Source organism: Alphaproteobacteria bacterium (genome assembly GCA_039980135.1).
GTDB lineage: Bacteria > Pseudomonadota > Alphaproteobacteria > UBA6615 > UBA6615 > UBA8079.
In genome coordinates this window covers 24,551-49,783 of record JBDXCV010000004.1, presented here as the reverse complement: position 1 = coordinate 49,783, position 25,233 = coordinate 24,551, and the positions used below count along the sequence as shown (strand labels likewise).

Below are 25,233 nucleotides of genomic sequence, written 5' to 3'. Positions count from 1 at the left end.
ACGTGAGCGCGCCTACAAACGGTCCTGCGGCAGGTGGAACCGGCGACGCTGCCCAGCAGCGCGAACGCTCGCTGGCGATGATCATGCTCTTCATCGTCCCCGCCCTGTTCACGACCAACATCATCGTCGCACGCGCCGTCAACGACAGCGTGCCGCCGTTCGCGCTGGCCTACTGGCGCTGGATGCTCGCATTCCTGATTTTCCTGCCGGTTGTCGGCCCTGACTTCTGGCGCCATCGGGCCGCCATTGCCGTGGAATGGCGAGACCTGCTCGTGCTGGGCATACTCGGCATGGGGATCTGCGGTGCCTTCGTCTATATCGGCGCAGATACGACCAGTGCGACGAACATCGGACTGATTTTCGGCGCGGCACCGATCATCATCGCCGGGGCATCCACCCTCATGTATGGCGAACCGATGGGCCGCGGAAAGGCAGCGGGCATTTTTATTTCGCTGTTCGGCGTTCTGATTATCCTGTTCCGCGGAGACTTCTCCGCGCTGCGCTCCTTCAACTTCGTCCCCGGCGACTTGTGGATCGTGTGTTCGGCGCTCGCCTGGGCCATCTACTCGGTCATGCTCCGCCACCGCCCGGGAACGTTGCCCAACCGGATCAGATTCTCCGCAACAATGCTGTTTGGCGCACTGGCCCTGTTGCCATTTTATATTGCAGAGACGGTGCAGGGGGTCGTCCCGACGATGAATGTCGAAACCATCGCCGCGGTTTTGATTGTCGCAATTGTTCCCGGGCTTGCCGCCTACCTGGGTTATGCGCGCATTCAGCGCTCGCTGGGCGCCGGATCGACGGGTCTCATCCTGTACCTCGCACCTAGCTATGCGGCGTTATTCGGTTGGATCCTGCTGGGCGAGACCCTGGAGCCCTATCACTTCGCCGGTGCGGCCCTGATTCTGCCCGGCATTTTCCTGTCCACGCGGCGGGACAAGAAGCGCGACGCCTAGCCAGCGTCGGCGTCATCGCCAGCGTTCTCGTCCGCACCTTCTCCCTTGCCGAGCTGGGCCGCCAACGAGGCCTCCAGATACTTGTCGATGTCACCGTCGAGTACCGCCTGGGCATTCCCCGATTCCACATTCGTGCGCAGATCCTTGACCATCTGGTACGGGTGCAACACGTAGGACCGGATTTGATGACCCCAGCCGATATCGGTCTTCGTATCCTGTTCGGCCTGCGCCTCTTCCTCGCGTTTCTGCATTTCATGCTCGTAAAGGCGCGCGCGCATCATGGCCATCGCCTGCGCCCGATTGCGATGCTGTGAGCGATCATTCTGGCACTGCACCACGATGCCCGTGGGCAGATGGGTAAGCCGGACAGCGCTGTCGGTCTTGTTCACATGCTGGCCGCCGGCACCCGATGCGCGATAGGTATCGACGCGCAGGTCCTTGTCCTCGATCTCGATCTCGATCGCGTCGTCGATCACCGGATAGACCCAGGCCGAGGCAAAGCTGGTATGCCGGCGCGACTGACTGTCGAACGGCGAAATTCGCACCAGACGGTGCACCCCGGATTCGGTCTTCAACCAGCCATAGGCGTTGGGACCGGCAATCCGGAACGTCGCGGATTTGAGGCCGGCTTCCTCCCCGGCACTCTCTTCAATCCATTCGACCTTATAGTCATGTGCCTCGGCCCAACGCAGATACATACGCACCAACATCTCGGCCCAGTCCTGGGATTCGGTCCCGCCGGCGCCGGCATTGATTTCCATATAGCAATCATTGCCGTCGGCCTCGCCGGACAGGAGGCTCTCCAGCTCGAGCTTTTCGGCGCGCCGCTGCAAAGCCTCGATGACGGCTTCACCCTCGGCGACCACATCGCCGTCTCCTTCGGTCTCGCCAAGCTCAATCAGGGTCGCCGCGTCGTCGAGCTCCTGCTCGAGCCCGCGCACCTCCTCAATGGCCTTCTCAAGTCTTGTGCGGTCACGCAGGGTTTTCTGCGCCCGCTCCTGATCGTCCCAAAGCCCCGGGTCTTCGGCTTCCGCGTTCAGTTCCTCGAGGCGTGCAAGTGCGTTGTCCCAGTCAAAGATGCCTCCGCATGAGGTCCAGAGACGAGTTGATTCCCTCGATCAGATGACTGATTTCTGCGCGCATTCCAAGTTCCACTGAGACGGTTGCCGGGTCCGGCGATTTTGTTTCGCGAAGCCTAGCGTTCGCGCCACACGGGTCAATAGCGCAGTCAGTAAATACCGCGCCGCGGACCGCCCGCGTTCACGCCGCGCCCCAGATCCTCACCGACAATCGAGCCGAACTTGCGCGGCTCGGTGCCCGGTTTGAACGCTTCCAGAATTGTTGCCCGCTCGCCCGGCAGCGCCACCAGGCCGGTTTCGGGGTTCACACGCACAAGACGGATATCCGGCGGGACGCGGAACGGGATGACGGGCTTGCCTTCGAGTGCGCGCGCCATGAAGTCCTTGAAGATCGGCGCTGGCACGGACGAGCCGGTCTCGCGCGGCCCCAGCGTTCGCGGCGTATCAAACCCGACGAAAACCCCGACCGCGAGGTCGGGCGAGAACCCGATGAACCATGTGTCGAGCGAATCATTCGACGTGCCTGTCTTGCCTGCGAGCGGCAGTTTCAGTTGGCCGATACGCCGGCCGGTCCCGCGGTCCACGACCCCTTTCAGCATCGATACCATCTGGTACGCCGTGCCCGGTTGGATCAACCGTTCACGGGGGTCGGGCAAACTCGGCGGTGGCTGGTCGGCCCATGCCTCGACGGTGCAGGTTGCACAAGGGCGCTGGTCATGGCGGAACGTGGTGGTGCCGTTCCGATCCTGTATCCGGTCGATCAGGGTCGGCGTGATTTGCTTGCCGCCATTGACGACCGTCGCGTAGGCGGCGACCAGGCGCATCAATGTCGTCTCTCCCGCGCCAATCGACATGCTGAGCTGACGCGGCAGGTGATCGACCACCTTCAGCCGCTCCGCATAGCTCGCCACCTGCTCCATCCCGATTGTCTGCGCCAGGCGCACGGTCATGAGGTTGCGGGACTTCTCAATCCCGAGGCGCATCGGACTCGGCCCGTAGAACTTGTTGGTGTAGTTGGCCGGTTTCCACTTGCCCTGCCCCGGGCCCTGATCGATCACGAAGGGTGCATCGAGGATACGCGTCGACGGCGTGAACCCGCTGTCCAGCGCCGCCATATAGACCACCGGCTTGAATGCCGAGCCGGGCTGGCGCCACGCCTGGGTCGCGCGGTTGAACTCGCTGGCCCGAAAATCGAGCCCGCCGGTCATCGCAAGGATGCGACCGGTATGCGGATCGAGCGCCACAACCGCACCATTGATTTCCGGGATTTGCTCAAGACGGAACGTACCCGCGGGGTATGGCTCGGCCTCCGAATTCTCCGTGACGGCTGAAACCAGCACCACATCGCCCGGCGCCAGCACTTCATCTGCCGCCTTGACCGACGGGCCGCGTTTCTGGTCCGGCAGCCAGGCGCGCGCCCAACGCAGCTCGCTGAGCGGCACCGTCCCCATCGACCCGTCGACAAACCCGATCGAGGCTTGTGCGGCGTCCACTGCGACCACGGCAGCCAGTTGCCAATCGCCGGAGCCTGCCGGATGCTCGATCTTCGGCAACGCGGCCTGCCATGCGGCGGGATCCGCGAGGCGGGAAACGGGCCCGCGCCAGCCGTGCCGGCGGTCATACGCGATCAATCCGTCGCGCAGGGTAAGTTGGGCGATGCGTTGCAGGCGCGGGTCCAGCGTCGTGCGCACCGACAGGCCGCCCTCGTACAGCGCACCATCCCCAAACCGGTCAACCAGTTCGCGCCGCACTTCTTCCGCAAAATAGGGGGCCTCCACCAACGCCGTGTCGTCATTGCGGATGACAGTGATCGGGCGTTGGCGAAGCTCTTCCGCCTCACCCGGCGAGATGGCGCCATCTTCGGCCATGCGACCCAGCACATAATTGCGCCGCGCGACCGCCGCCGCGTTCTTGCGGATCGGGTGGTAGTTGTTTGGTGCCTTCGGCAACGCCGCCAGGAATGCCGCCTCGTCCACAGTGAGCTGGTCGAGGGGTTTGCCGAAATAGTTCAGCGCCGCCGACGCCACGCCGTAGGCTCCGAAGCCGAGATATATCTCATTCAGGTAGAGCTCGAGAATCTCTTCCTTCGAGAATGCGCGCTCCATCCGAAACGAAAGGATCGCTTCACGAACCTTACGGTCAAGCGAGACTTCCTTGGTCAGCAGGAAATTCTGCGCAACCTGCTGGGTGATCGTGGATGCCCCCTCGGGACGACGGCCGGAGCCCAGATTGCGGACGTTCGATACGACGGCGCGCATCACGCCCGTCACGTCGACGCCCGGATGTTTGTAAAAATTCTTGTCTTCCGCGGAAAGAAAAGCCTCTTTGACCAACGTCGGCATCGACGAAACCGGTACGAAAACCCGCCGCTGGACCGCGTATTCGGCCAACAGGCTGCCGTCACCGGCATGGACACGCGTGGTGACCGGCGGCTGATAATCGGCCAGCTGCGTATAATCCGGCAGATCCCGACCATACTCCCAGAACACCCAAAGCACGCCACCGACCAGCAGCAACGCGCCGACGAGAGCCAGACCTGCAAGAAATCCCAACCAACGAAGCATTCGGTATTCCAAATTTATTCGCGCCCGAGCATAGACGAGCATGGCCGCTGGATAAGCATCAAAATGTGGGGGGATTGTGGCGGTGTCGGATTGTGGGACGCCTACAGCGCCGCGCTTTGCGTGGTTTCAAAATAAACATCCACGGCCTCAACGATCGCGGCGGATAGTTTTCGACGATGTTTCGGCGTGACGAGCAGGCGCTCCTCACGTGCATTGGATATATAGCCCAACTCAACGAGGACCGAGGGAACGTCAGGCGCTTTCAACACTGCGAACCCGGCCGACCGCCACGGGCGGGTCAACAGTGAAGCGCTGGTTTTGACCTGCCCGACCAGAATATCGCGGGCGAACTTGACCGACAGTTCGTTGGTCTTGGCCTGGGCAAAATCGATCAGGATGTTTTGAACGTCGTCGCTGTAATTACCCAGATTAACGCCGCCGATTACATCCGACTTGTTTTCGAGTGCCGCCAGTGCGGCCGCTTCCTTGTCCGAGGCCCTGTCCGACAGCGTGTATACCGAAAATCCGCGGGTTGAACGCTTCGGATGGGTGTTCGCATGCATCGACAAGAACAGATCGGCACCGGCCGCTCGTGAAATCCGGACCCTTTCGCGCAGCGGCAGGAAAATATCCCGGTTGCGTGTCATCACCACTTCGTACTTGCCGCTCGCCTTCAGCAAACGCACGACTTCACGCGCGTAATCCAGCGCAATCTTCTTTTCATACACACCCGAAACCCCGATCGCACCGGGGTCGACGCCGCCGTGACCTGCATCGACAACGACAACCGGCCGCGCATTCTGCCGAGGGGTCGAAGGCACAGGCACAGCCGTTACAGGGTTCGGATTGTCGTCCGCGCTGGGACGCATCGAGGCAATGAAGTCGGCCCGGCTGGTTGGCGCGATGTCGAGCACCAGTCGCCATGGTTTGCCGCCGTCCGGCTTCAGAATGAATTGTTTTGTGACCTTGGAAGGGGATGTCAGGTCCAGAACGAACCGACTTGTGCCCGGCCGGAAAAGACCATACCGGAGCTTCGAGATCAAGCCCGCACCGTCGCCGATCCGCTCCTCGGGCAAGTCGAAATCAACCTCGGGAAGGTCGATCACAACCCGGAACGGGTCGGGGAGACCGAACACGCGCGGTTCCACGCGGTCGCTCAGTTCCACGACGAAACGCGTTGAGGCGGCATGAACGCCGATCCGGATGTCCTGTACTTTCAAATCCTGCGCGCCCGCAATACCGGGCGCCGCGACCATGGCAAAAATGATCGCCAGCCCCCCTATGAGGATTCGCCCGCGCTTGGCGCAACTTGATAAGCGTTTCAGAATCAATGACATCGCCGACAGGTATATCGCTACCAGTGAATGCGCCGCAACACACAAGCGTGGGAAGGGTACGCAATCAAATGCATTGTGGATCGGACTCGCGGCGGCTATTGTGGCCGCGCGGACACCCGCAATTCAACGGACGCGCGCTGCGTTTCATGGTCTGGGTGTGGGCAAGGGAGCCAGTTTATCGCCCTAGAGCCCGCGCAGACCAAGCAAAGTGCGCATCAGAATTGCGGTTTTGTGCAACTTCGAGGCCGCCGCACGGCAATCGCCGGGCGGGCCTTCGGATCAAAACCTTCCGTCCTGGTGCGATTTCGCCCGTTCGACGGTCCAGGTTCCGGGGCAGGCCTCTGAAAATGTGGAACCCCTCTCGCTTTTGTCCGCAAAGCGTTGAGTACAGGCCTCCACAGGGACATAGCCATGCCAAAGCGCATGTTGATCGACGCGACCCATCCGGAAGAGACCCGGGTCGTCGTCGCAGACGGTAACGAACTCCTCGAATACGACTACGAAACCTCCACCAAGCGCCAGATCAAGAGCAACATCTATCTGGCGAAGGTGACTCGCGTTGAGCCTTCGCTGCAGGCGGCCTTCGTTGATTTCGGAGGCGATCGTCACGGGTTTCTGGCGTTCAACGAAATTCATCCGGACTACTACCGCATTCCCATCGAGGATCGCGAAAAACTGCTGGCTGAATCCGACGCCGAGAACGAGGAAGAAGAAGAAGCCGGCGAAAACGGCGAGAGCGACGGAGAATCGGTCGAAGTCCTGGGGGATTCCCAGGACGAGGATATCCAGGAACTGAGCGATGCCCATCGTCGGCGCCTGCGCAAGCTGACCCGCAGTTACAAGATCCAGGAGGTCATCAAGCGCCGCCAGATCCTGCTGGTGCAGGTGGTCAAGGAAGAACGCGGCAACAAGGGGGCCGCCCTCACGACCTACCTCTCCCTGCCCGGACGCTATTGCGTGTTGATGCCCAACACTTCACGCGGCGGTGGAATCAGCCGGAAGGTGACGGACGCCAAGCATCGCAAGTCGATGAAGGCGATCCTGTCCGACCTTGAAGTCCCCGAAGGCATGGCCGTGATCATGCGTACGGCCGGCGTGGCGCGCACCAAGGCCGAGATCAAGCGCGACTACGAATATTTGCGCCGCCTGTGGGACGATATTCGCGAACTCACGCTCGATTCCACGGCCCCGGCCCTGATTTATGAAGAAGGCGACGTCATCAAACGCACGCTTCGCGATTTGTACGACCGCGACATCGAAGAAGTCCTGGTCGAGGGCGATGAAGCCTACAAGGCCGCCAAGGCGTTGATGCGAACGATGATTCCGTCTCATGCCAAGCGCGTCCAAAAGTACGAAGACACCGAGATTCCGCTGCTGAACCGCTATCAGATCGACCAGCAACTCGACGCAATTCACGAGCCGATCGTGCAGCTCAAATCCGGCGGCTATATCGTTATCAGTCCGACGGAAGCGCTGGTGGCAATCGACGTGAACTCCGGACGCTCGACGCGCGAACGCAACGTCGAACAGACGGCCTATCGGACCAATCTTGAGGCGGCCGACGAAGTTGCCCGCCAGCTCCGGTTGCGCGATCTGGCCGGCCTCATCGTGATCGATTTCATCGACATGGATGTCTCGCGCAACAATCATGCCGTCGAACGGCGCATGAAGGAGGCCATGAAATCGGACCGGGCACGGATCCAGATTGGCCGGATATCGGCCTTCGGTCTGCTGGAGCTGTCGCGCCAGCGTCTGCGCCCGAGCCTGCATGAGGCGCATACACAGGCCTGTCCGGTATGTCAGGGCACAGGGCTGATGCGGTCAACCGAATCGACCAGCATGGCGATCTTGCGTGAGCTTGAAGAAGAAGGTCAGCGCAAGCGTGCCAAGGTTGTGACCGTCACAACCCAGACAGACATCGCGCTGTACCTTCTCAACCAGAAGCGCGCCTCGTTGCAGGACCTGGAGGAACGCTACGGCTTCAGCGTACAGGTCATGGCCGATGCCAGTCTCACCGCATCTGACTATGAAATTGTGCATATCGGCCATGACGGTGTCGAAGGCGTCTCGACCAAGGAAGAAACACAGCGCGAAGAAAATGCGCCCAAGCGGCGGCGCAGCCGCGGTCGGCGTCGTTCGTCGGAAAACAACACCGACAATACCGAGGACGAAGCGAAGACCGATGCGACGGCCTCGGAAGAGCATGAGCAGTCCGACGATGACGAGGATGAAAATCGCAAGCGCGGCGGCCGACGGCGTGGCCGACGCGGCGGCCGGCGCCGGCGGAAATCGGACTCGGACGGCGAAACCGAGCAGGAAGCAACGTCGGACGCGGAGCCAGCTCCCGATTCCGACGGCGAGAACGAAACGGTCGACGAACAGAACGACGAAGATGGCGAAGACACTGGTCGTCGTCGTCGCCGGCGGCCCCGGCGCCGCGGACGCCGTGGCAGAGGTGCGTCGGAAGAAACTTCGACAGACGAGAACGCGGCCGAAGCCGGCGCGGACGCCGCCACACCGGACGACACGGCTTCGGACAATGACGACGACGCACTCGATTCTGAAATTGACATCCCCGAGCCGTCTTCCGAGGAAAATGATGGCAATAGTGAACCGGTCGCGGACGCTGCATCGGATGCCGACAATAGCCCTTCGGAAGACAGCGCCGACGAGGACGCCGCCAACGAAGAAGTCGAGCCCGAGGCGGTAACGGCGGCAGACGCGGATGAAACCGGCGAAGACGCGACGGAGACGCCCGCTGACGAGCCGGACGAAGAGCCTGCCGAGACAATGGCCGAACAACCTGAAGAAGCCGCCGAGGAAGACAACCGGCCGCGGCGATCGGGATGGTGGAACCGGGCAACGTCCTGACCGCAGGTTGGCGGTCTATCCCCTTTTCAGGGTCGCCAGGCACCCAGGCGGTCGATCGCCTGGCGCATGTCGTCTTCGGTCCCGGCGAATGAAAACCTGACGAAGGCGTTGCCGCGGTACGGATCGAAATCCAGGCCCGGCGTGGTCGCAACCCTCGCCTCCGTCAGCATCCGACGACAGAACGCATTGCTGTCGTTGGTAAGCTGCGCCACATCGGCATAGACGTAAAATGCACCGTCAGCCGGCGCGAGGCGGTCGAAACCGACCCCCGGCAAATCACTGAGCAGAATGTCCCTGTTGCGGGAATATTTCGCGACATTTTCACGTAGTTCGTCATGGCTGTCGAAGGCCGCCAGCGCGGCGTACTGCGACAAGGTGGGTGGCGATATAAACAGATTCTGCGCCAGACACTCCACGGATCGCAACATGGATTTCGGCACCACGAGCCACCCCAGCCGCCATCCGGTCATCGAAAAATATTTCGAGAAGCTGTTGATGACGATGGCCTCATCATCATGGGCCAGCGCAGTCACCGATTCATGGCCGTAAGTGATGCCATGATAGATTTCGTCGGAGATGAAACGCATCGATTGACGCCGGGCCAGACCCGTCAATGATCTCATCTCCGGATCACCGATCATCGTACCCGTCGGGTTCGACGGGCTGGCAACGATCAAACCGTCCAGTCCGCCGGGAACTTCGCCAATCACGCCGGGCGTTGGCTGGAAGCGGTCCTCGATGCTGGTCTCCACCACCACCGGCTCAACCCCGAGCGCGGACAGAATATTGCGGTAGGCCGGGTAACCTGGCGCCGCAAGCGCGACCCGGTCGCCAACATCAAACGCCGCCAGGAATGCGAGCAGGAATCCGCCCGACGAACCCGTGGTCACCACGATTCTCTCGGGCGCGACGGCGACCCCGTACATGCTCTCGTAATGCCCGGCGATCCGCTCGCGCAGGGCGGGAATGCCCAACGCGTCGGTGTAGCCCAGCCGCTCGTCACGGATCGCTGCCGTGGCCGCCTCACGCACTTTTGCCGGCGCAGATGTGCCCGGCTGACCGACCTCCAGATGGACGATATCCTCGCCCGCCGCGGCCAGCGCATTGGCCTCGCGCATCACGTCCATGACGATGAACGGGTCAATCTGACCGCGCGTCGAAACCTTCAACGGCATGCGGCGTCTACTCGTCGGAACTGACTGCCAACCCGAAGGACCGCGGATCCTTGACGAACTGGCAGGTCTGCACGCGGGGAAGCCCGCGCGGACAAAAGAATCCGTTTACCCGGCCGATACTCTGCACCTGTTCGATGTTGTGCCCGAGCGCATCAAGGGCTGCGCGTGCCGCATCCGGAGTCGTGGCTTCGACAAATGTGATATCGGGGTTTCCGGTATTGAACGCGCGTGGCAACGCCACGGCATCGACCATGTTCTCGTCCTCCCTGACAATCGTATCCAGTGCAACGCGCGCCAGCACGCCAGGGATCGGGCCCGCGCCGGCGGCAGCGAAAAATGTGAGCCCGATCTTCTCGTTCGCCATCAACGCGACGGTCGGCACGGAGGCACGTTCCGTTTCCAGCAACGGCGCCAGAAGAATGCCCGTACCGGGCGCGATCACCCCCGCGCCGAAGGGGCCGTTCATGGTGAAGGAACAAGCGACCGTACGGCCCTGATTGTCCACGGCGACGATACTGGCCCCGCTCATGACGGCATCGGCGCGCACGGCAATACTGGGCCGGGGGGCACTATGGGATGTTTCAGAGACGCTCGTTTGCAGCGCCGCGACGGCCGCCGCCGTGGTCGTATCGGCCGTGCCGGCCGCCTCGGCTTGATAGGCGCGCGCGCCCAGCTCGACGATGAGATGCGTGCGTGCCGCGTCGGCGGTGTCATCGTAGCGATCACCGTTCGACGCCGCAGCCCAGACCTGGGCTGCGACAGCCCCCCCGCCATCCGGGGCGAACGCCAATACATTGTTGCCGAGCTCAAACCGGATCGGCTCCTTGATCTCGGGTCGGTAATTACGCAAATCATCGAGCGTCATGCGACCACCAGCCGTGCTCACGGCCTCGACCAAGGAACGACCGAGCACGCCGTCATAGAAGGCTCCGGGCCCCTGTGTGCGCAAGTTGGACATGACCGCGCCCAGCTCCAGCTGCTGCAGCAACCGTCCTTCGGCAACGCCACCAGTGGACAAGCCGAAGATCGAGCTAGCCTCCGGACCAAATACGACGATCGGTCGGGCGGCCTCAATATCGCGAACAAATGCCCGCGAGACGGCATGTCCGGTCCGCGCAAAGTCTTCCGCAGGGAGCAGGATATCCGACCAGGCCAGTTCCCCGTACCGGGCATGCAGCAGGAACATTCCGCGCACATTCCCGGGAATCGAGAATCGCGCAGCGGAGTCCGCCGGCCGCTTCGGCAGGAACGAAATGGTTTCCGTGCGAACCTGCACGGCATCGTGAATCAGGCAAACACCACCGCCGCCAATGCTCGCGGCACCAGGCAGTGTCACGGCCATGGCGAAGTAGGTGGCGACCGCCGCGTCTGCAGCCGTGCCGCCTGCCGACAACACTTCGCGCCCGATCAGCGCGGCCCGCGGCTCGTCGGCGATCAGGCCGCCGAAAAAGCCATCTATGAAACCGATATCGCCCTGCTCGGGGCCGCCTCCGCCACATGCAGCGAGCGCGAACAGGCTGCCGAAAAGCATCCGGCGACCTGATTGACGCCACATTCGTGTGTACTTAGTTTGAGTATCGTTCCTGGAGATAGACACGTGCGCCCGTTCGTTCGTTTGGTTGGCTTGATCACCGTACTTGCCGTTGCGGCCAGTACATCTGCGTTTGGACAGAACCGAAATATCGGCCTCGTCCGCGACGCCGAAATTGAAAATATCATTCGCGACTATGCGACGCCAATTTTCAGTGCGGCGGGCCTCGACAGCAGTGTTGTCGAAGTTCACCTCGTGAATGATGCCCGCCTCAACGCTTTCGTTGCGGGCGGCCAACGTGTCTTCATTAACACCGGTTTGCTGGTTCGCGCCAAGGGTCCCGAGGAAGTGATCGGCGTGATCGCCCATGAAACCGGCCATATCGCCGGCGGACATCTCGCGCGTTTCCAGGATGAGTTGCGTAATGCCGAAACCAAATCGATCATCGCTCTGCTTGCCGGACTGGCGGCTGGAATCGCCACCGGCGACGGTCGGGTTGCCGGCGCCATCGTCGGAGGCGGGTCGAGCGCCGCCCTCACCGATCTGCTGAAGTACAGCCGGACGCAGGAATCGGCTGCCGACGCCGCGGCGTTGAAGTATCTCGATCAGACCGGCATATCCGCGCGTGGTCTGCTTGAATTTTTCGAGCTCCTGCAACGGGAAATTCGCCTGACCGGCGGGCGTGAGCACCCTTATCTCAGCACCCATCCCCTGACAAACGACCGCATCGCAACCGTGTCGGGGCATCTCGCATTATCGCGTTTTTCGAACACCCCGATCTCGCGGGATCTGGCGCGTAAGCATGCGTATATGCGGGCCAAGCTGATCGGTTTCATGGAGCCCCTCGAGAGCACACTCAAGATTTATCCCGAGGACCGGAACGAAGTACCGGCTCGTTATGCCCGCGCAATCGCCTACTACCGCAATGCCGAAATCGGCAAGGCCCTGCCGCTGGTCAACGGGTTGATCGCCGACGACCCGGACAACCCCTACTTCCACGAACTCAAGGGACAGATGCTTCTCGAAAATGGCCGGGTCGAGGATTCGCTGATCCCCTACGGACGGATGGTCGAGCTGGCTCCCAATGAGCCATTGCTGCGGACCGGACTGGGAAAGGCGCAGGTTGAATCCGGCCGGGCCGACCTTCTGCAGCCCGCGCTCGAGAATTTACGTGTCGCGGTTCGCCTCGACTCACAGATGCGTGACGCCTGGCGGCTGCTGACCATCGTCAATGGCAGGCTCGGCAATCAGGGAGACCTCGCATTGAGCCAGGCCGAATACACGCTCCTCGGTGGCGATGTAAAAGCAGCGCTGGCGCTCGCCGAACGCGCGACAAAATTGCTCCCGACCGGCGCACCGGGCTGGCTGCGCGCGCAAGACATCGTGAGCGAGGCCAGCCGCCAACTCGACAGAAAGTGATCGCATACGGTCAACATTGCGTGACACGCCACACCCCGGCTTGAACCACCCTTTGCACTCCACCATCATCCACCGCACGTTGCGCCGGCTACTCCGGTCTGTTTTGTTCGAGGAGAGGTCTTGTGTCGGAATCCCGTGGAGCCGTTCTTGTCGCCCTGATGATGGCCGCTGTCGTTGCATTGGCGATTCTGTTTCCCACCACCTCCAGACAGCCGACACAGATTGTTACTGAATCCACCGGGCCGGTTTCGGCAGCCGGTAACGCGCCTTTTACAGCGCTGCAGAAAAACGATATCCGAAATACCGTGCGCGAGTATCTCCTCGACAACCCCCAGGTCATCGTCGAAGCCATCGAAGCGCTCCAGGCACAGCAACAGCAAAGCCAGCAGCAGCAAAACCAGGGCGCCATCGCGGCCAACATGGAGCAGTTGGTCAACAGCCGCCGTGACCCGTTCATCGGTAATCCGGATGCGTCTGTGACAATCGTCGAGTTCTTCGACTACCAATGCCCCTACTGCAAGCGGATGGCGCAGGACCTCGCCAGGATCGCGGCGGAAGACCCCGATGTGAAAATCATCTTCAAGGAGTTTCCCGTTTTCGGACGTGAATCCACGTTGGCCACCCGTGCCGCACTCGCCGCAGCCAAGCAAGGCAAGTATGCGGAGTTCCATCTCGCAATCATGGGGTTGCGCGGCGCACCATCCGAGAACGCGATCCTCCGGATTGCGAGCCGGCTCGGCATGAATCTCGATCGGCTCCGTCGCGACATGCAGTCCCCGGCGATCGAAACTCAAATCCAGACGAATCTTCAACTCGCCCGACAGGTCGGCGTGCGCGGCACACCGGCATTCATCGTCGGTGATCAACTGGTCCCCGGTGCCATGAGCGCGGATCAGATGCGCCAGCTCATCGCCGAGATGCGCGGCAGCTAAAGGCCCCTATTCAGCGTCGGGCTGGTTATCCGGCAGTGCGTCGCGGAAGGCCGCCAGTTCGAGGCAAGCGTCATTCACCCGCAATGCCGTCAGGAAGGCCGACAAGTCGCACCCGAAACGCTGTGCGTTGTAGACCTGGGGCACAAGGCAGACATCGGCCATCGTCGGCGTATCGCCGTGGGAGAACCGGCCCGCACCACCGTCAGCGAGCAACCCTTCAAGCCCGCGCATGCCCTCATCGACCCAGTGTTTGTACCACTGCTCGTTCCGGGTATCCTCATCGAGGCCCAGTTCGGCGCCCAGTACGCGCAATACCCGTAGATTGTTGAGCGGGTGTATATCGCAGGCGATCGCCTGAGACAGGGCCCGCACCCGGGCACGCCCTTTCGCATCGACGGGCAACAGCGCGGTCGTTTCCGGCCTCGTTTCGTCGAGATACTCGATGATCGCCATCGACTGGGTCACTCGCGTGCCATCGTCGTCGATCAAGGTCGGCACAAGGCCTTGTGGATTGACCGCCAGATAGGCGTCCGACGATTGATCCTTTCGGCGGAGATGGATGTATTCCCGTTCGGCATCGAGCCCCTTCAGGTTGAGCGCGATGCGAATACGGAATGCGGCGGACGAGCGCCAATAGTCATAGAGTTTCATGAATATTCTCCCGATTTCCGACCGCTAGTCGTCCATATTCCGAATATTGAGCACGGGCAGATCATCCGCCGGTTCGAAACCGAAAATTCGTCCGTAGAATCCCAATTCCGATTCCAAGGCCCGACACACATTCTCCGACTTGCGGAATCCGTGGCCCTCGCCCTGGAAAAGGACATAGGCAACGGGAATACCCTTCCGGTCGAGGGCATCGACCATCGCCTCGGCCTGGTTTGGCGGCACGACCCTGTCATCCTCGCCCTGCAGGAAGATGACGGGGCAGTTCAACGCGTCCACATGTTCGATTGGCGAACGGTCTCGGTAGAGCTGCTCGGCCTCGGGCAGCGGCCCGATCAACATATCCAGATAGCGGCTTTCGAACTTGTGCGTGTCGCGCGCGAGCGTCATCAGGTCGCCGATTCCGTACAGGCTGGCACCGCCTGAAAAAGTGTCACGAAAAGCCAGCGCCGCAAGCGCCGTATACCCGCCGGCGCTGCCGCCGCGAATTGCCAGCCGGGATGGATCTGCCAGTCCCGAAGCCTCCAGATATTCTGCACCGCAGACCATGTCGTCCACATCCGCCTCGCCCCATCGCCCATAGAGCGCCTCGCGGTAGGCGCGACCGAACCCGGTACTGCCGCGATAATTCACATCCAGTACCGCAAACCCCCGGCTGGTCCAGAACTGGATGGCCAGGCTGAAGGACGACGACGTCGCACCCGTGGGACCACCATGACCGCGAACGATGAGCGGCGCTTGCGTATCCGTCAATGGTTCGTGGGTCGCACTGCAGGGCGGATAGTAGAATCCGTATGCGGTGTCACCGCCGGTGGTTTCGAACGCGATGGTTTCGGGGACCGAGAGCCCGGCGGGGTCAAGATCGACGGTGAGTGATGTCTGAAGCGTCTCGATAGCCCCCGATGCGGGGTCCAGGAGGAGAATCGCAGATCCCTCCCCGGGCGAGGCGCCGATGAAAACGATCTTGTCATCGACCCATTGGGGCGCGGCGATATCGGTGCAGGGCACTTCGATGTCTCGAAGTCCATCATCATCGATGCGCGCCAGCCGCCATGTCCCGTCACGCGTGTAGGCAGACACCACGCGACCCGACGGGTCCACATCGAATGTCCGCATCCCGAAGACCCATTGGGGAAGCCCGAACTCCGCCGCCTTGTCGTGCATGACCGAAACGGCATCTCCGTCCCAGCGGTGCAGATTCCACCAGCCGCCGGGGTCGGCCGCAAAAATCAGGCTCCCCCCCGGCGACCACATCGGTTGGAACGCCGATACACCCTTCCCACCGATTAGTTTCCTGGCCGTGCCGACGTCGCCCGCCGCATTCACCGGCGCCACCCGGACAGCCGCCGAATCCCAGGGCATATCCGGCAATTCCCAACTCACCCAACTCAGCGTCGATCCATCCGGCGACACGCGGGGATTCGAAACGAAATCATGGCCGCCGACGAGTGTCGCGCATGCGCCCGACCCCAGATCAACGGCGATCAGTTCATTGACCACCCCAACACTGGCATGGCGTTCACGAACGCACAAAATACGGTTGCGTGCCACGTCGTGGAACAGGTCTGCGTGGCGGTCACCGGTATCCGGTGTCACCGCCTCTGGCGCACCACCATTTTCCTGGCGATAGATTCGCTGATCGTCAAAATTGACGAAAAACGCCACGCCAGCCGACACAATCGCTGCGCCGCCGCCATATTCATGGACCCTTGAACGCGCGGAATATCCCGGCGGGATCACGTCGACGGGCCCGGCATCGGTCCGTCGCACCAGCACAACGCGACCACCCTCCGCGGGGCGGCCCTCCAGCCAGTAGATGTCTTCACCATCCACAAATACGCTCGATAGCGAGATCGTCGTGTCGGCAATCATCCCCGCCGTGATCGGCGACGGCCATGCGCCATACGGCGCCGCGACCTTCGTGCCAGTCATAGCAGGATGATGGCCGCGAGGCCGAGGAACGATACAAAGCCAACGACGTCGGTAATCGTCGTGAGGACGACCGCCGATCCGACCGCGGGGTCGATACGCAAGCGCTCCAGAAAAATGGGAATCGTCACGCCCGCGAAACCGGCGATGAGAAGATTGATCAGCATGGCGGCGGCGATGATGAAACCAATTATCGGTTCACCGAACCACAACCAGGCAACGACGCCCATGACGAGCGCGAACAGCATGCCGTTGATGCCGCCGACGATGACTTCCTTGCCCAGAATGCGCGCGGCATTGGCCGGAGTCAGCTCCTTCATCGCAAGCGCGCGCACGGCCACCGTCAGCGTCTGGGTACCCGCATTGCCCCCCATTGAGGCAACGATCGGCATGAGGATGGCAAGCGCGACCACCTGCTCGATCGCCGCGTCGAAAAGGCCGATGACCAGAGAGGCCGTAATCGCCGTTCCCAGGTTGACCAGCAACCAGGAAAATCGCGCCCGCGTGGTGCCCAGAACAGCTTCGTAGAAATCATCCTCCCGCACACCGCCGAGACGCAGGATATCCTCTTCCGCCTCTTCGTGAATGACATGGACGATATCGTCGGCCGTGATGACACCAACGAGTTGCCCGTTGTCATTCACAACGGGGGCCGACAGCAGCGCATACTGTCGGAACATCAGTGCCGCCTCTTCCTGATCCATCTCGACACGGGCCGAGCGAAGATCCGTCAGCATGATGTCGTCGATACGAACATCCCGCTGGTTTCGCATCAGCCGCGAAAGCGGAATGGTGCCGACCGGATGCCGGTCATCATCCACCACATAGATTTCATAGAAGTCACGCGGAAGATCCGCTGCACGTTCGCGCATGTAATCGATGCTGTTACCGACCGACCAGTCCTTCGGGACCGTGACCAGCTCGTGCTGCATCAGGCGTCCGGCACTGTCTTCGGGATAGGTCAGCGCCTGTTCAACGAGCGCCCGGTCGGATGGCGACAAACGCGCCAGGACACTGGCCTGATCCGCCTCCGCGACATCCTCGAAAACATCGATCGCATCATCGGTATCGAGCTCGGTGATGGCGGCGGCGACTTCGGCCGGCTCCAGCTGCTCAAGAACATCCTCACGCACCACGTCATCGAGATGGGTCAGTAGTTCGGGATCGAGACGATCGCGCACATGGTCGAACAGAATTCGTCGACTGTCGGTACTCAGTTCTTCGAGAAGATCCGCCAGATCGGACGCGTGGAGCCCGTCAATCAAACCATCGAGTTCATCGATCCGACCAACGGATAGAGCAATTTCGCAGGTCCGCACCAGCGATTCATCGACACCATAGCTGCGCTCGGTCTCGAGACCGGCCGCGCCCTCGTCGATATCCGGCTGGTGGGTCATGGGTGCCTAGTCCTTCGCCCGGGCGTCATGCTGCGCGCCCACTGCCGCGACCGCACTCATGTTCAATACGCCACGCGCCGTGACAGATGGCGTCAGCACATGGGCCGAACGTTCCGCCCCCACGAGGATCGGTCCGACAGCCAGACCATCCGCCAATGTTTTCAACAGGTTGAATGCTATGTTCGCCGCATCCTGGTCCGGCATGACAAGCAAATTCGCCTGTCCTTCAAGAACGCTATTCGGGAAAATTCGCTCCCGGATATCGGGATCGATCGCGGAGTCCGCATGCATCTCTCCTTCAACCTGCAGGTCCGGCTCGCGGTCGTACACCAGCTTCCGCGCCGCGCGCATTTTCTGTGCGGAGTCCGAATTCGAACTGCCAAAACTGGAATGGGAAAGCAGTGCCACTTTCGGCTCCAGACCGAACCGCCGCACTTCTTCGGCGGCCAGATGGGTCATTTCGGCAATCTCGACGACAGTCGGGTTGGGCGTGACATAGGTATCGGTGATGAAGACCGTGCCCTTCGACAGAATAAGCACCGACACCGCCGACAATTCATGCACTTCCTTGCGCAACCCGACAATATCCTGGACGTGTTGAAGATGTCTGTCGTACCGCCCTTCGGTGCCACAGATCATGGCATCCGCATCACCGCGCATCAGCGCCAGTGCCGCAATGACAGTAGAGTTCGTTCGCACCCGGGTCCGCGCCTCGTCCGGCGACACGCCCTTGCGCTCCGCCAGGCTGTGATAAAGCTCCCAGTAATCGCGATAACGCGGATCATCCTGCGGGTTGATGACCTCGCACTCCTCACCCGGCCTGAAATTGAGACCCAACCGTTCGACCCTGCTCTGCACGACGTCAGGGCGGCCAATCAGAATGGGGATGCCGATGCCTTCGTCGATGACGGCTTTGGCGGCACGCAACACGCGCTCATCCTCGCCTTCCGCATAGACGATCCGTTTTCTGTCCGCCCGGGCGAGGTCGAAAATCGGCCGCATCAACAGGCCCGAGCGGAAGACAAACCTGTCCAGTTTCTCGAGATAGGCGTCGAAATCCTCGATCGGGCGCGTCGCGACACCGCTCTCCATCGCGGCCCGCGCCACGGCCGGCGCCACCTCGCGGATCAGCCGCGGATCGAACGGGCTGGGGATAATCGAATCCGCGCCGAACTTCGCCACCTGCCCACCATAGGCTGATGCGACAACGTCCGATGTCTCGCGCATTGCCAGGTTGGCGATCGCGTCCACGGCGGCGATCTTCATCGCCTCGTTGATGTCCGTCGCGCCCACGTCCAGCGCGCCGCGGAAAATATGCGGGAAGCACAGCACGTTGTTGACCTGGTTGGGATAATCGGACCGCCCGCTGGCAATAATCGCATCGGGAGACGCGGCCTTGGCGTCTTCCGGCATGATTTCCGGGTTGGGGTTGGCCAACGCAAAGATCAGCGGCGTCGCGGCCATGGTTTTGACCATGTCCTGGGTCAGTACACCGGGGGCCGACAAACCGAGAAAGATATCCGCACCCGCGATGGCGTCGGCGAGGGTCCGCGCGTCGGTCTCCTGCGCATACGCCTCAAGATAGGGGTTCATCCCCTTCTCTCGGCCCTTGTACACAACGCCCTCGATATCGGTAAGCGTCACATTCTCCTTGGGCAGGCCCATTTCGATCAACAGCCCCACGCAGGCGAGCGCCGCCGCCCCGGCGCCGGATGTGACCAGACGGGCCTTCGAGATATCTCTTTCCGCGAGGCGCAAGCCGTTCCGGACGGCGGCCCCGACGATGATGGCGGTGCCGTGCTGGTCGTCGTGGAAAACCGGAATATTCATGCGCTCGCGCAAGCGCTTCTCGATCTCGAAACATTCGGGCGCCTTGATATCTTCCAGGTTGATCCCGCCGAACGTCGGCTCCAACGCGGCGACAATGTCCACGAAGCGTTCGACATCCGTCTCGTCGACTTCAATATCGAACACGTCGATGTCCGCGAATTTCTTGAACAGGACTCCCTTGCCCTCCATGACGGGCTTGGAGGCCAGGGGGCCGATCGCGCCGAGTCCGAGCACCGCGGTCCCGTTGGTTACCACACCGACGAGATTGCCCCGTACGGTAAGTTCCGCGGCAAGTGCCGGGTCTTCTGCGATCGCCAGTGATGCCTGTGCGACACCCGGCGTGTAAGCGCGCGACAGATCTCGCTGGTTGCCCAGAGGCTTGGATGCGACGACCTCGATCTTGCCGGGCCGTCCTTCGCGATGATACCGCAGAGACGCTTCACGAATATCTTCAGCCATGACATTTCTCCGCATTGCCGGAACGCCTTCACAGGAGGCGTTTGATCCGCGCTGAACTGGTTACCATGTTAGATGCGTGATCCGCTTGCGGGTAGCAACCGGAAATCAAGCAATACCGTGAGAACACGCGTATATTTCCGCCGGGTAAAATGCGCGAAACAATGACAATTCCAAATCTGTACCGGATGGCGCCGGGAACCGTCGTCTGGCAGACCACGCCGGGTCTGCAGGCTTACGACGAGGCGGTGTCGACAATGGAGGCACGGGTCGAAGCCGTCCGCCATGGCAAGGCCGACGAGTTGGTATGGCTCGTCGAGCACCCCCCACTCTACACCGCCGGCACCAGCGCCAAACCGGACGATCTGCTCGACGTCGACCGGTTCCCGGTACACGAAACCGGTCGAGGCGGGCAATACACCTATCATGGGCCCGGCCAGCGCGTGGCCTATGCCATGATCGATCTGCGCGAACGCGGCCAGGATCTGCGCGCGTATGTGCGCGGCCTTGAGGCATGGGTCATTGAGACCCTATCGACATTCGGAATCACCGGCGAACGTCGGGACGGAAGGGTTGGCATCTGGGTTGCCCGAGGCGATGGCCGGGAGGACAAGATCGCGGCCATCGGTGTCCGGGTGCGCCATTGGGTCACCTATCACGGCATTTCCATCAACGTATCGCCCGATCTGGAGCATTTCTCGGGCATCGTGCCGTGCGGCATCGGCGAAGCGCATCTGGGAGTCACCAGTCTCGCCGATCTGGGCATCGACGCCGACATGGACGATGTGGATGCGGCTCTGAAAGCCGGTTTCACGAAGATTTTCGGCTAACCGGCTGGCTAGACCGTGGATTTCTTTTGGAAGCCCATTCCGATCAGCGGTTCGGCGTCGATCCGCTCTTCGGTCACGTTTTCCACGACCGAGGCCGGCGGCCCCTCGTGACAGCTATTCACCATCCGATCGACAGCCTGGACCGGTCCGGCGAAAACCGCCTCAACCGAACCGTCGGACCGGTTGCGCACCCAGCCATCCAGGCACTGATCCCGCGCCACATTCTCGGTCCAGGCACGAAACCAGACCCCCTGAACACGGCCGCGGATGACGACCCGTACCGCAACCGTCTCGGCCATCACTCGAACTCGACGATGGCCTGATCGACCGCGAGGCTGTCGCCCGGTGCCGCATGCAGGGTCTTCACCACCCCGTCCGACGCGGCGCGAAGTACATTCTCCATTTTCATCGCCTCGACGACGGCGATTTCCTCGCCAGCGCGCACCGGCGTACCCTCTTCCACCGCAACGGAGACCAGCAGGCCCGGCATCGGCGACAGGACAAATCGGCTCATGTCGGGCGGCACCTTCTCGGGCATCCGGGCATCGAGTTCACCGCCGCGTGGTGTCAGCACCCGGACCACAGCCTCGACCCCGCGATGGGTCAGGCGATAGGCCACACCCATCCGATCAATCTGGAAGGTCGCCACGCCATCGTCAAAGGTCGCTGAGAACACCGGATTGCCGAGTGTCCAGTCTGTCGCGAAGGCCACCGCCCGTCCGTCGACCGCAACGTCCGCGCCGTCGGGTCGATATGTGACATGCACCTCGTTCCCGACGTCGCCCATCCGCACCTGCCACGGGATCACATTGGTCGGTAACACCGGTGCTCCGCCGGTACCCGACTGATGCGCACGGCTGGCAAATCTGCCATGTATATACGCGGCCACCGCCGCAAACCGGTCCCGCAGCGCCCCTTCCGGAGCCGCCGGGGCATAACCGTCGGGATATTCCTCGGCGATGAAGTTCGTGGTCAGGCGCCCCTCCGCAAACCGGGGATGGGCCATGATCGACGCGAGAAAGGCCGTATTGTGACCCGTGCCGCGGATGTAATATCCGTCGAGCGCATCCTGCATCCGGGCGATGGCCTGGTTCCGGTCGGCGCCGTAGGTCGCCAGCTTGGCGATCATGGGGTCGTAGAACATCGAGATTTCCGAGCCCTCTCCCACGCCGGTATCGATGCGTACATTTGCACCATCCTGCGCGGGCGCACGATAGCGCACGAGACGACCGATCGCCGGCAGGAAGTTACGGCTGGGATCCTCGGCATACACCCGCGTCTCGATCGCCCAGCCGTTGATCGCGACTTCCTCCTGGCGCAACGCCAGCTTCTCGCCGTCCGCGATACGGATCATCTGCTCCACCAGGTCAAGCCCGGTGATCATCTCGGTCACCGGATGCTCGACCTGCAGGCGGGTATTCATTTCCAGGAAATAGAAATTCCGGTCCTTGTCGACGATAAACTCAACCGTGCCGGCCGACCGGTATCCCACTGCCGCCGCCAGAGCGCAGGACTGCGCACCCATGGCCGCACGGGTTTCGGCGTCAAGGAACGGCGAGGGCGCCTCCTCCACCACTTTCTGGTGGCGGCGTTGAATCGAGCATTCGCGCTCACCGAGGTGAATCACGTTGCCGTGGGCGTCCGCCAGGACCTGAATCTCGATGTGGCGGGGTTCCTCGACATATTTCTCGATGAAAATCCGGTCATCGCCGAAACTGGAGCGCGCCTCGTTCTGCGCCGAGCGAAAACACTCTTCGACCTCGTCTTCGCTGAAGGCAATGCGCATCCCCTTGCCGCCGCCGCCGGCAGAGGCCTTGATCATTACCGGATAACCGATTTCTCCGGCGATCCGCACGGCCTCGGCCGCGTCCGCGATGGTGTCCATATGCCCCGGCACGGTGCTGACACCAGCCGCGTCGGCAAGCTTTTTGGATTCGATCTTGTCGCCCATCGCCGCGATTGCGTCGGGCGGCGGACCGATAAACGCCACGCCCTCCGCCTCGAGGGCGCGGGCAAACTCGGCATTCTCCGACAGGAACCCGTAGCCCGGATGCACCGCGTCCGCGCCGGTATCCCTGATCGCGGCGAGAATCTTATCGGAGACAAGGTAACTCTCGGCCGCCGGTGGCGGGCCGATATGCACCGCCTCATCGGCCATACGCACATGCAGGGCCCCCGCGTCCGCATCCGAATACACGGCCACCGTCGCGATCCCCATTTCTTTCGCACTGCGGATAACGCGGCACGCAATTTCGCCCCGGTTGGCGATCAGGATTTTCTTGAACATGGCGTTGAAACTACGAGAGCATGTTGCAGTGCGCAATTGGTGAATTCGATTGTGCATCAGCCGATGAACACGTGGACGAAGCGGCGAGACATCCCTAGCCTGACCCCATGACTGAATCGGCGCAGATACCGGACGATACGGTCCCCAGTCGACGGCGCGTTGGTCTCGCAACGATCCTCGTGGGGGGTGTCACACTCCTGATCCTGCTCGCCGTCGGCAGCGTTCTCGCGCTAACAGTGACCGGCGCCACCCAGAACACTTTCGCGCTGCTTGGCGCCCGCGCCACCACCACGCTCGACCTCGTCGAGTCACGCATCGACGGCCAGTTCGATCCGGTCGCGTCTGCCGCCGAGGAATTGAGTGCCCAGTTTGCCGATGGCCGACTCAACCTCGACAACCGCCGCGATCAGGTGTTCCGGACATTTTCCGGCATTCTGACCGCCTTACCCCAGGTCACGGCCGTCGTTTATGTCCCCGACCGAGGACCGGCGATGCGCGTGACGCTCACGGAAGGAATCGCGGTTGTGGTGCCCGACACTCCGGGATTGGTTCGACGGCAGGCGACGATTCTCGACTCGGCCCGCAAGATCGACGGAGGGTCTCAATGGTTGCCGCCGCTCTGGATCAAGGCGGTTTCACAACCGGTCGTCACGGTATTTTCGCCTGTCAAACGGGGGGAAGAATTCCGCGGTGTGGTCATACTGCCGGTGACCATGACGAAGATCGCGGATTTCCTGCAAATACTCGCCCAGAGGAACGACCTTCAAGCCTTCATCATTTACGACCGCGAGCGGGTTCTCGGGCATCCACAACTGCATAATGTCGATTTCGAGCCGACCGGCGCATCCAACGAAAACCCGCTGCCACGAATAGAAGACCTTTCCGACCCCGCCTTTGCGCTGTTCAGCGGCGGAGGCGACCGTGCAGCGTCTCTCCTGCGGAACGCACCGCGGGTCACCGACGCGCGGGTCGACAATGACCGGATCGTCATCACACGCGACACGAACCGGTACGGCGAACGCCCCTGGACCATCGGCGTCACCCTGTTGCGTGAGGACGTCGGGAACGAAGTCGAGCGCCTGGTCGGCATGACCGTCGTCGGTCTGATCATCCTGGTGATCGCCGTACTGATCGGGTTCTTGTTCGCGCGGCGCCTGAACCGTCAAATCAGCCGCCTTGTCACATCCGCAAGCGCCCTGACGCGCCTCGACGTGGCCAATGCCCCCCAAGTACCCGACAGCCGGATAGCCGAGCTCTCCGACGCCGCACAGGCATTCAATCGCATGATCAGCGCGCTTCGGCTGTTCGAAACCTACGTCCCCAAGCAGCTCGTCCTTGGCCTGATGCAGCGAGGCGAAACGATCGAGACATCCGAAGAACGGATCGTGACGATCATGTTCACCGATATTCGCGGCTTTTCAACCCGCGCAGAGCAAATGGGTGCCGGCGAGATCGCCGACATGCTGAACTCCCACTTCGAGATGCTGGCCAGCGCGATCGAAGCCGAAGGTGGGACGGTCGATAAATATATCGGGGACGCGATCATGGCGTTCTGGGGCGCACCGCAGCTTGTCCCCGATCACGCCGCGCGGGCGCTGCGCGCAGCGGCCAAAATTCAGCGACGCGTTACCGCCGATAACAACGCGCGGCGCGCGCGCGGAGATGAACCGCTTCGCATCCGGGTCGGCGTCCATACGGGGCGGGTAATTGTCGGCAATATCGGTTCACGGAACCGTGTGAACTACACCGTCGTCGGAGACGCCGTGAACACCGCGTCACGGATCGATTCCCTGGCAAGGGAATTCGCCTCAAACGAAGACTGCATCGTCCTGACCAGCGGTGACACCTGCGACCACGCGGGCACAACCAATGTCGGCATGTATGATCTCAAGAACCTTGGAGAACGTGAAATCCGCGGCCGCAAGGGTACCGTCTCGATATTTCAACTCGACGCCAGCGATGCATCCAGCTAGG

The 25,233-nt window shown here is 61.9% G+C and carries 17 protein-coding genes; 6 read left to right on the top strand and 11 right to left on the bottom strand.

The window, feature by feature from the left end; genetic code table 11:
* Positions 1-2: 2 nt before the first annotated feature.
* A complete protein-coding gene (locus ABJ363_07825) occupies positions 3-956 on the top strand; it encodes a DMT family transporter (protein ID MEP4378896.1) in 954 nt (317 codons plus the stop codon).
* Here ABJ363_07825 and prfB read toward each other — a convergent pair.
* The 3 genes from prfB to ABJ363_07810 all read right to left on the bottom strand — a co-directional run bounded on the left by prfB (position 953) and on the right by ABJ363_07810 (position 5,855).
* Positions 953-2,099, bottom strand: a protein-coding gene (prfB, locus tag ABJ363_07820) for a peptide chain release factor 2 (protein ID MEP4378895.1) whose coding sequence is annotated in 2 segments (ribosomal slippage) — positions 953-2,029 and positions 2,031-2,099 — 1,146 coding nt in all. Because the reading frame shifts where the segments join, the coding sequence is not laid out codon by codon here. The genes ABJ363_07825 and prfB overlap by 4 nt on opposite strands.
* An 85-nt stretch (positions 2,100-2,184) precedes the next feature.
* Entirely contained in the window at positions 2,185-4,599 is a 2,415-nt protein-coding gene (locus tag ABJ363_07815) for a penicillin-binding protein 1A (GenBank protein ID MEP4378894.1), read from the bottom strand.
* 101 nt (positions 4,600-4,700) lie between these two features.
* Positions 4,701-5,855, bottom strand: a complete 1,155-nt coding sequence (locus ABJ363_07810) for an N-acetylmuramoyl-L-alanine amidase (GenBank protein MEP4378893.1) — start codon at positions 5,853-5,855, stop codon at positions 4,701-4,703.
* Positions 5,856-6,347: 492 nt separating this feature from the next.
* Here ABJ363_07810 and ABJ363_07805 point away from each other — a divergent pair, with 492 nt between their 5' ends.
* Positions 6,348-8,807, top strand: a complete 2,460-nt coding sequence (locus tag ABJ363_07805; protein ID MEP4378892.1) for an Rne/Rng family ribonuclease — start codon at positions 6,348-6,350, stop codon at positions 8,805-8,807.
* A gap of 26 nt (positions 8,808-8,833) precedes the next feature.
* Here the strand turns inward: ABJ363_07805 and ABJ363_07800 are convergent, their stop codons facing one another.
* Both ABJ363_07800 and ABJ363_07795 read right to left on the bottom strand, forming a co-directional pair.
* A complete protein-coding gene (locus ABJ363_07800) occupies positions 8,834-9,982 on the bottom strand; it encodes a pyridoxal phosphate-dependent aminotransferase (GenBank protein ID MEP4378891.1) in 1,149 nt (382 codons plus the stop codon).
* A gap of 7 nt (positions 9,983-9,989) precedes the next feature.
* The gene (locus tag ABJ363_07795) at positions 9,990-11,513 is read right to left on the bottom strand and encodes a gamma-glutamyltransferase (protein MEP4378890.1); all 1,524 of its coding nucleotides are present in this window, start codon (positions 11,511-11,513) and stop codon (positions 9,990-9,992) included.
* Positions 11,514-11,579: 66 nt separating this feature from the next.
* Here ABJ363_07795 and ABJ363_07790 point away from each other — a divergent pair, with 66 nt between their 5' ends.
* Both ABJ363_07790 and ABJ363_07785 read left to right on the top strand, forming a co-directional pair.
* Positions 11,580-12,932: a M48 family metalloprotease gene (locus ABJ363_07790; GenBank protein MEP4378889.1), complete on the top strand. Its 1,353-nt coding sequence runs from the start codon at positions 11,580-11,582 to the stop codon at positions 12,930-12,932.
* A gap of 122 nt (positions 12,933-13,054) precedes the next feature.
* Positions 13,055-13,864, top strand: coding sequence for a DsbA family protein (locus ABJ363_07785; protein ID MEP4378888.1), 810 nt, complete (start codon positions 13,055-13,057; stop codon positions 13,862-13,864).
* A 6-nt stretch (positions 13,865-13,870) separates the two neighbouring features.
* Here ABJ363_07785 and maiA read toward each other — a convergent pair whose 3' ends face one another.
* Genes maiA through ABJ363_07765 form a run of 4 tightly spaced genes read right to left on the bottom strand, consistent with a single transcriptional unit; the run spans position 13,871 to position 20,145 of the window.
* The gene (gene maiA / locus ABJ363_07780; protein MEP4378887.1) at positions 13,871-14,515 is read right to left on the bottom strand and encodes a maleylacetoacetate isomerase; all 645 of its coding nucleotides are present in this window, start codon (positions 14,513-14,515) and stop codon (positions 13,871-13,873) included.
* A gap of 24 nt (positions 14,516-14,539) precedes the next feature.
* Positions 14,540-16,462: a S9 family peptidase gene (locus ABJ363_07775; protein MEP4378886.1), complete on the bottom strand. Its 1,923-nt coding sequence runs from the start codon at positions 16,460-16,462 to the stop codon at positions 14,540-14,542.
* The gene (mgtE, locus tag ABJ363_07770; protein ID MEP4378885.1) at positions 16,459-17,856 is read right to left on the bottom strand and encodes a magnesium transporter; all 1,398 of its coding nucleotides are present in this window, start codon (positions 17,854-17,856) and stop codon (positions 16,459-16,461) included. The genes ABJ363_07775 and mgtE overlap by 4 nt, the downstream gene beginning before the upstream one ends.
* Positions 17,857-17,862: 6 nt before the next feature.
* Complete coding sequence (locus ABJ363_07765) at positions 17,863-20,145, bottom strand: NADP-dependent malic enzyme (GenBank protein MEP4378884.1); 2,283 nt, start codon at positions 20,143-20,145, stop codon at positions 17,863-17,865.
* A gap of 185 nt (positions 20,146-20,330) precedes the next feature.
* On the opposite strand from ABJ363_07765, the gene lipB reads away from it, so the two are divergent.
* The gene (lipB, locus tag ABJ363_07760; GenBank protein MEP4378883.1) at positions 20,331-20,972 is read left to right on the top strand and encodes a lipoyl(octanoyl) transferase LipB; all 642 of its coding nucleotides are present in this window, start codon (positions 20,331-20,333) and stop codon (positions 20,970-20,972) included.
* Between the two features lie 8 nt (positions 20,973-20,980).
* On the opposite strand, the gene ABJ363_07755 is transcribed toward lipB, so the two are convergent.
* Positions 20,981-21,271 (bottom strand): acylphosphatase, encoded by a 291-nt coding sequence (locus ABJ363_07755; GenBank protein MEP4378882.1) that lies wholly within the window; start codon positions 21,269-21,271, stop codon positions 20,981-20,983.
* Positions 21,271-23,259, bottom strand: a complete 1,989-nt coding sequence (locus ABJ363_07750) for an acetyl/propionyl/methylcrotonyl-CoA carboxylase subunit alpha (protein MEP4378881.1) — start codon at positions 23,257-23,259, stop codon at positions 21,271-21,273. Before ABJ363_07750 ends, ABJ363_07755 begins: the two co-directional genes overlap by 1 nt.
* Positions 23,260-23,366: 107 nt before the next feature.
* On the opposite strand from ABJ363_07750, the gene ABJ363_07745 reads away from it, so the two are divergent.
* Positions 23,367-25,232, top strand: coding sequence for an adenylate/guanylate cyclase domain-containing protein (locus ABJ363_07745; GenBank protein ID MEP4378880.1), 1,866 nt, complete (start codon positions 23,367-23,369; stop codon positions 25,230-25,232).
* The last annotated feature ends 1 nt before the right edge of the window (position 25,233 follow it).

Excerpts from the sequence above, each read along its gene's own strand:
- ABJ363_07750 (MEP4378881.1), bottom strand. The coding sequence starts at position 23,259 with ATGTTCAAGAAAATCCTGATCGCCAACCGGGGCGAAATTGCGTGCCGC.
- ABJ363_07775 (MEP4378886.1), bottom strand. The coding sequence starts at position 16,462 with ATGACTGGCACGAAGGTCGCGGCGCCGTATGGCGCATGGCCGTCGCCG.
- ABJ363_07745 (MEP4378880.1), top strand. The coding sequence starts at position 23,367 with ATGACTGAATCGGCGCAGATACCGGACGATACGGTCCCCAGTCGACGG.
- ABJ363_07800 (MEP4378891.1), bottom strand. The coding sequence starts at position 9,982 with ATGCCGTTGAAGGTTTCGACGCGCGGTCAGATTGACCCGTTCATCGTC.
- ABJ363_07755 (MEP4378882.1), bottom strand. The coding sequence starts at position 21,271 with ATGGCCGAGACGGTTGCGGTACGGGTCGTCATCCGCGGCCGTGTTCAG.
- mgtE (MEP4378885.1), bottom strand. The coding sequence starts at position 17,856 with ATGACCCACCAGCCGGATATCGACGAGGGCGCGGCCGGTCTCGAGACC.
- lipB (MEP4378883.1), top strand. The coding sequence starts at position 20,331 with ATGGCGCCGGGAACCGTCGTCTGGCAGACCACGCCGGGTCTGCAGGCT.
- ABJ363_07810 (MEP4378893.1), bottom strand. The coding sequence starts at position 5,855 with ATGGTCGCGGCGCCCGGTATTGCGGGCGCGCAGGATTTGAAAGTACAG.
- ABJ363_07805 (MEP4378892.1), top strand. The coding sequence starts at position 6,348 with ATGCCAAAGCGCATGTTGATCGACGCGACCCATCCGGAAGAGACCCGG.
- ABJ363_07765 (MEP4378884.1), bottom strand. The coding sequence starts at position 20,145 with ATGGCTGAAGATATTCGTGAAGCGTCTCTGCGGTATCATCGCGAAGGA.
- ABJ363_07795 (MEP4378890.1), bottom strand. The coding sequence starts at position 11,513 with ATGCTTTTCGGCAGCCTGTTCGCGCTCGCTGCATGTGGCGGAGGCGGC.
- maiA (MEP4378887.1), bottom strand. The coding sequence starts at position 14,515 with ATGAAACTCTATGACTATTGGCGCTCGTCCGCCGCATTCCGTATTCGC.
- ABJ363_07815 (MEP4378894.1), bottom strand. The coding sequence starts at position 4,599 with ATGCTTCGTTGGTTGGGATTTCTTGCAGGTCTGGCTCTCGTCGGCGCG.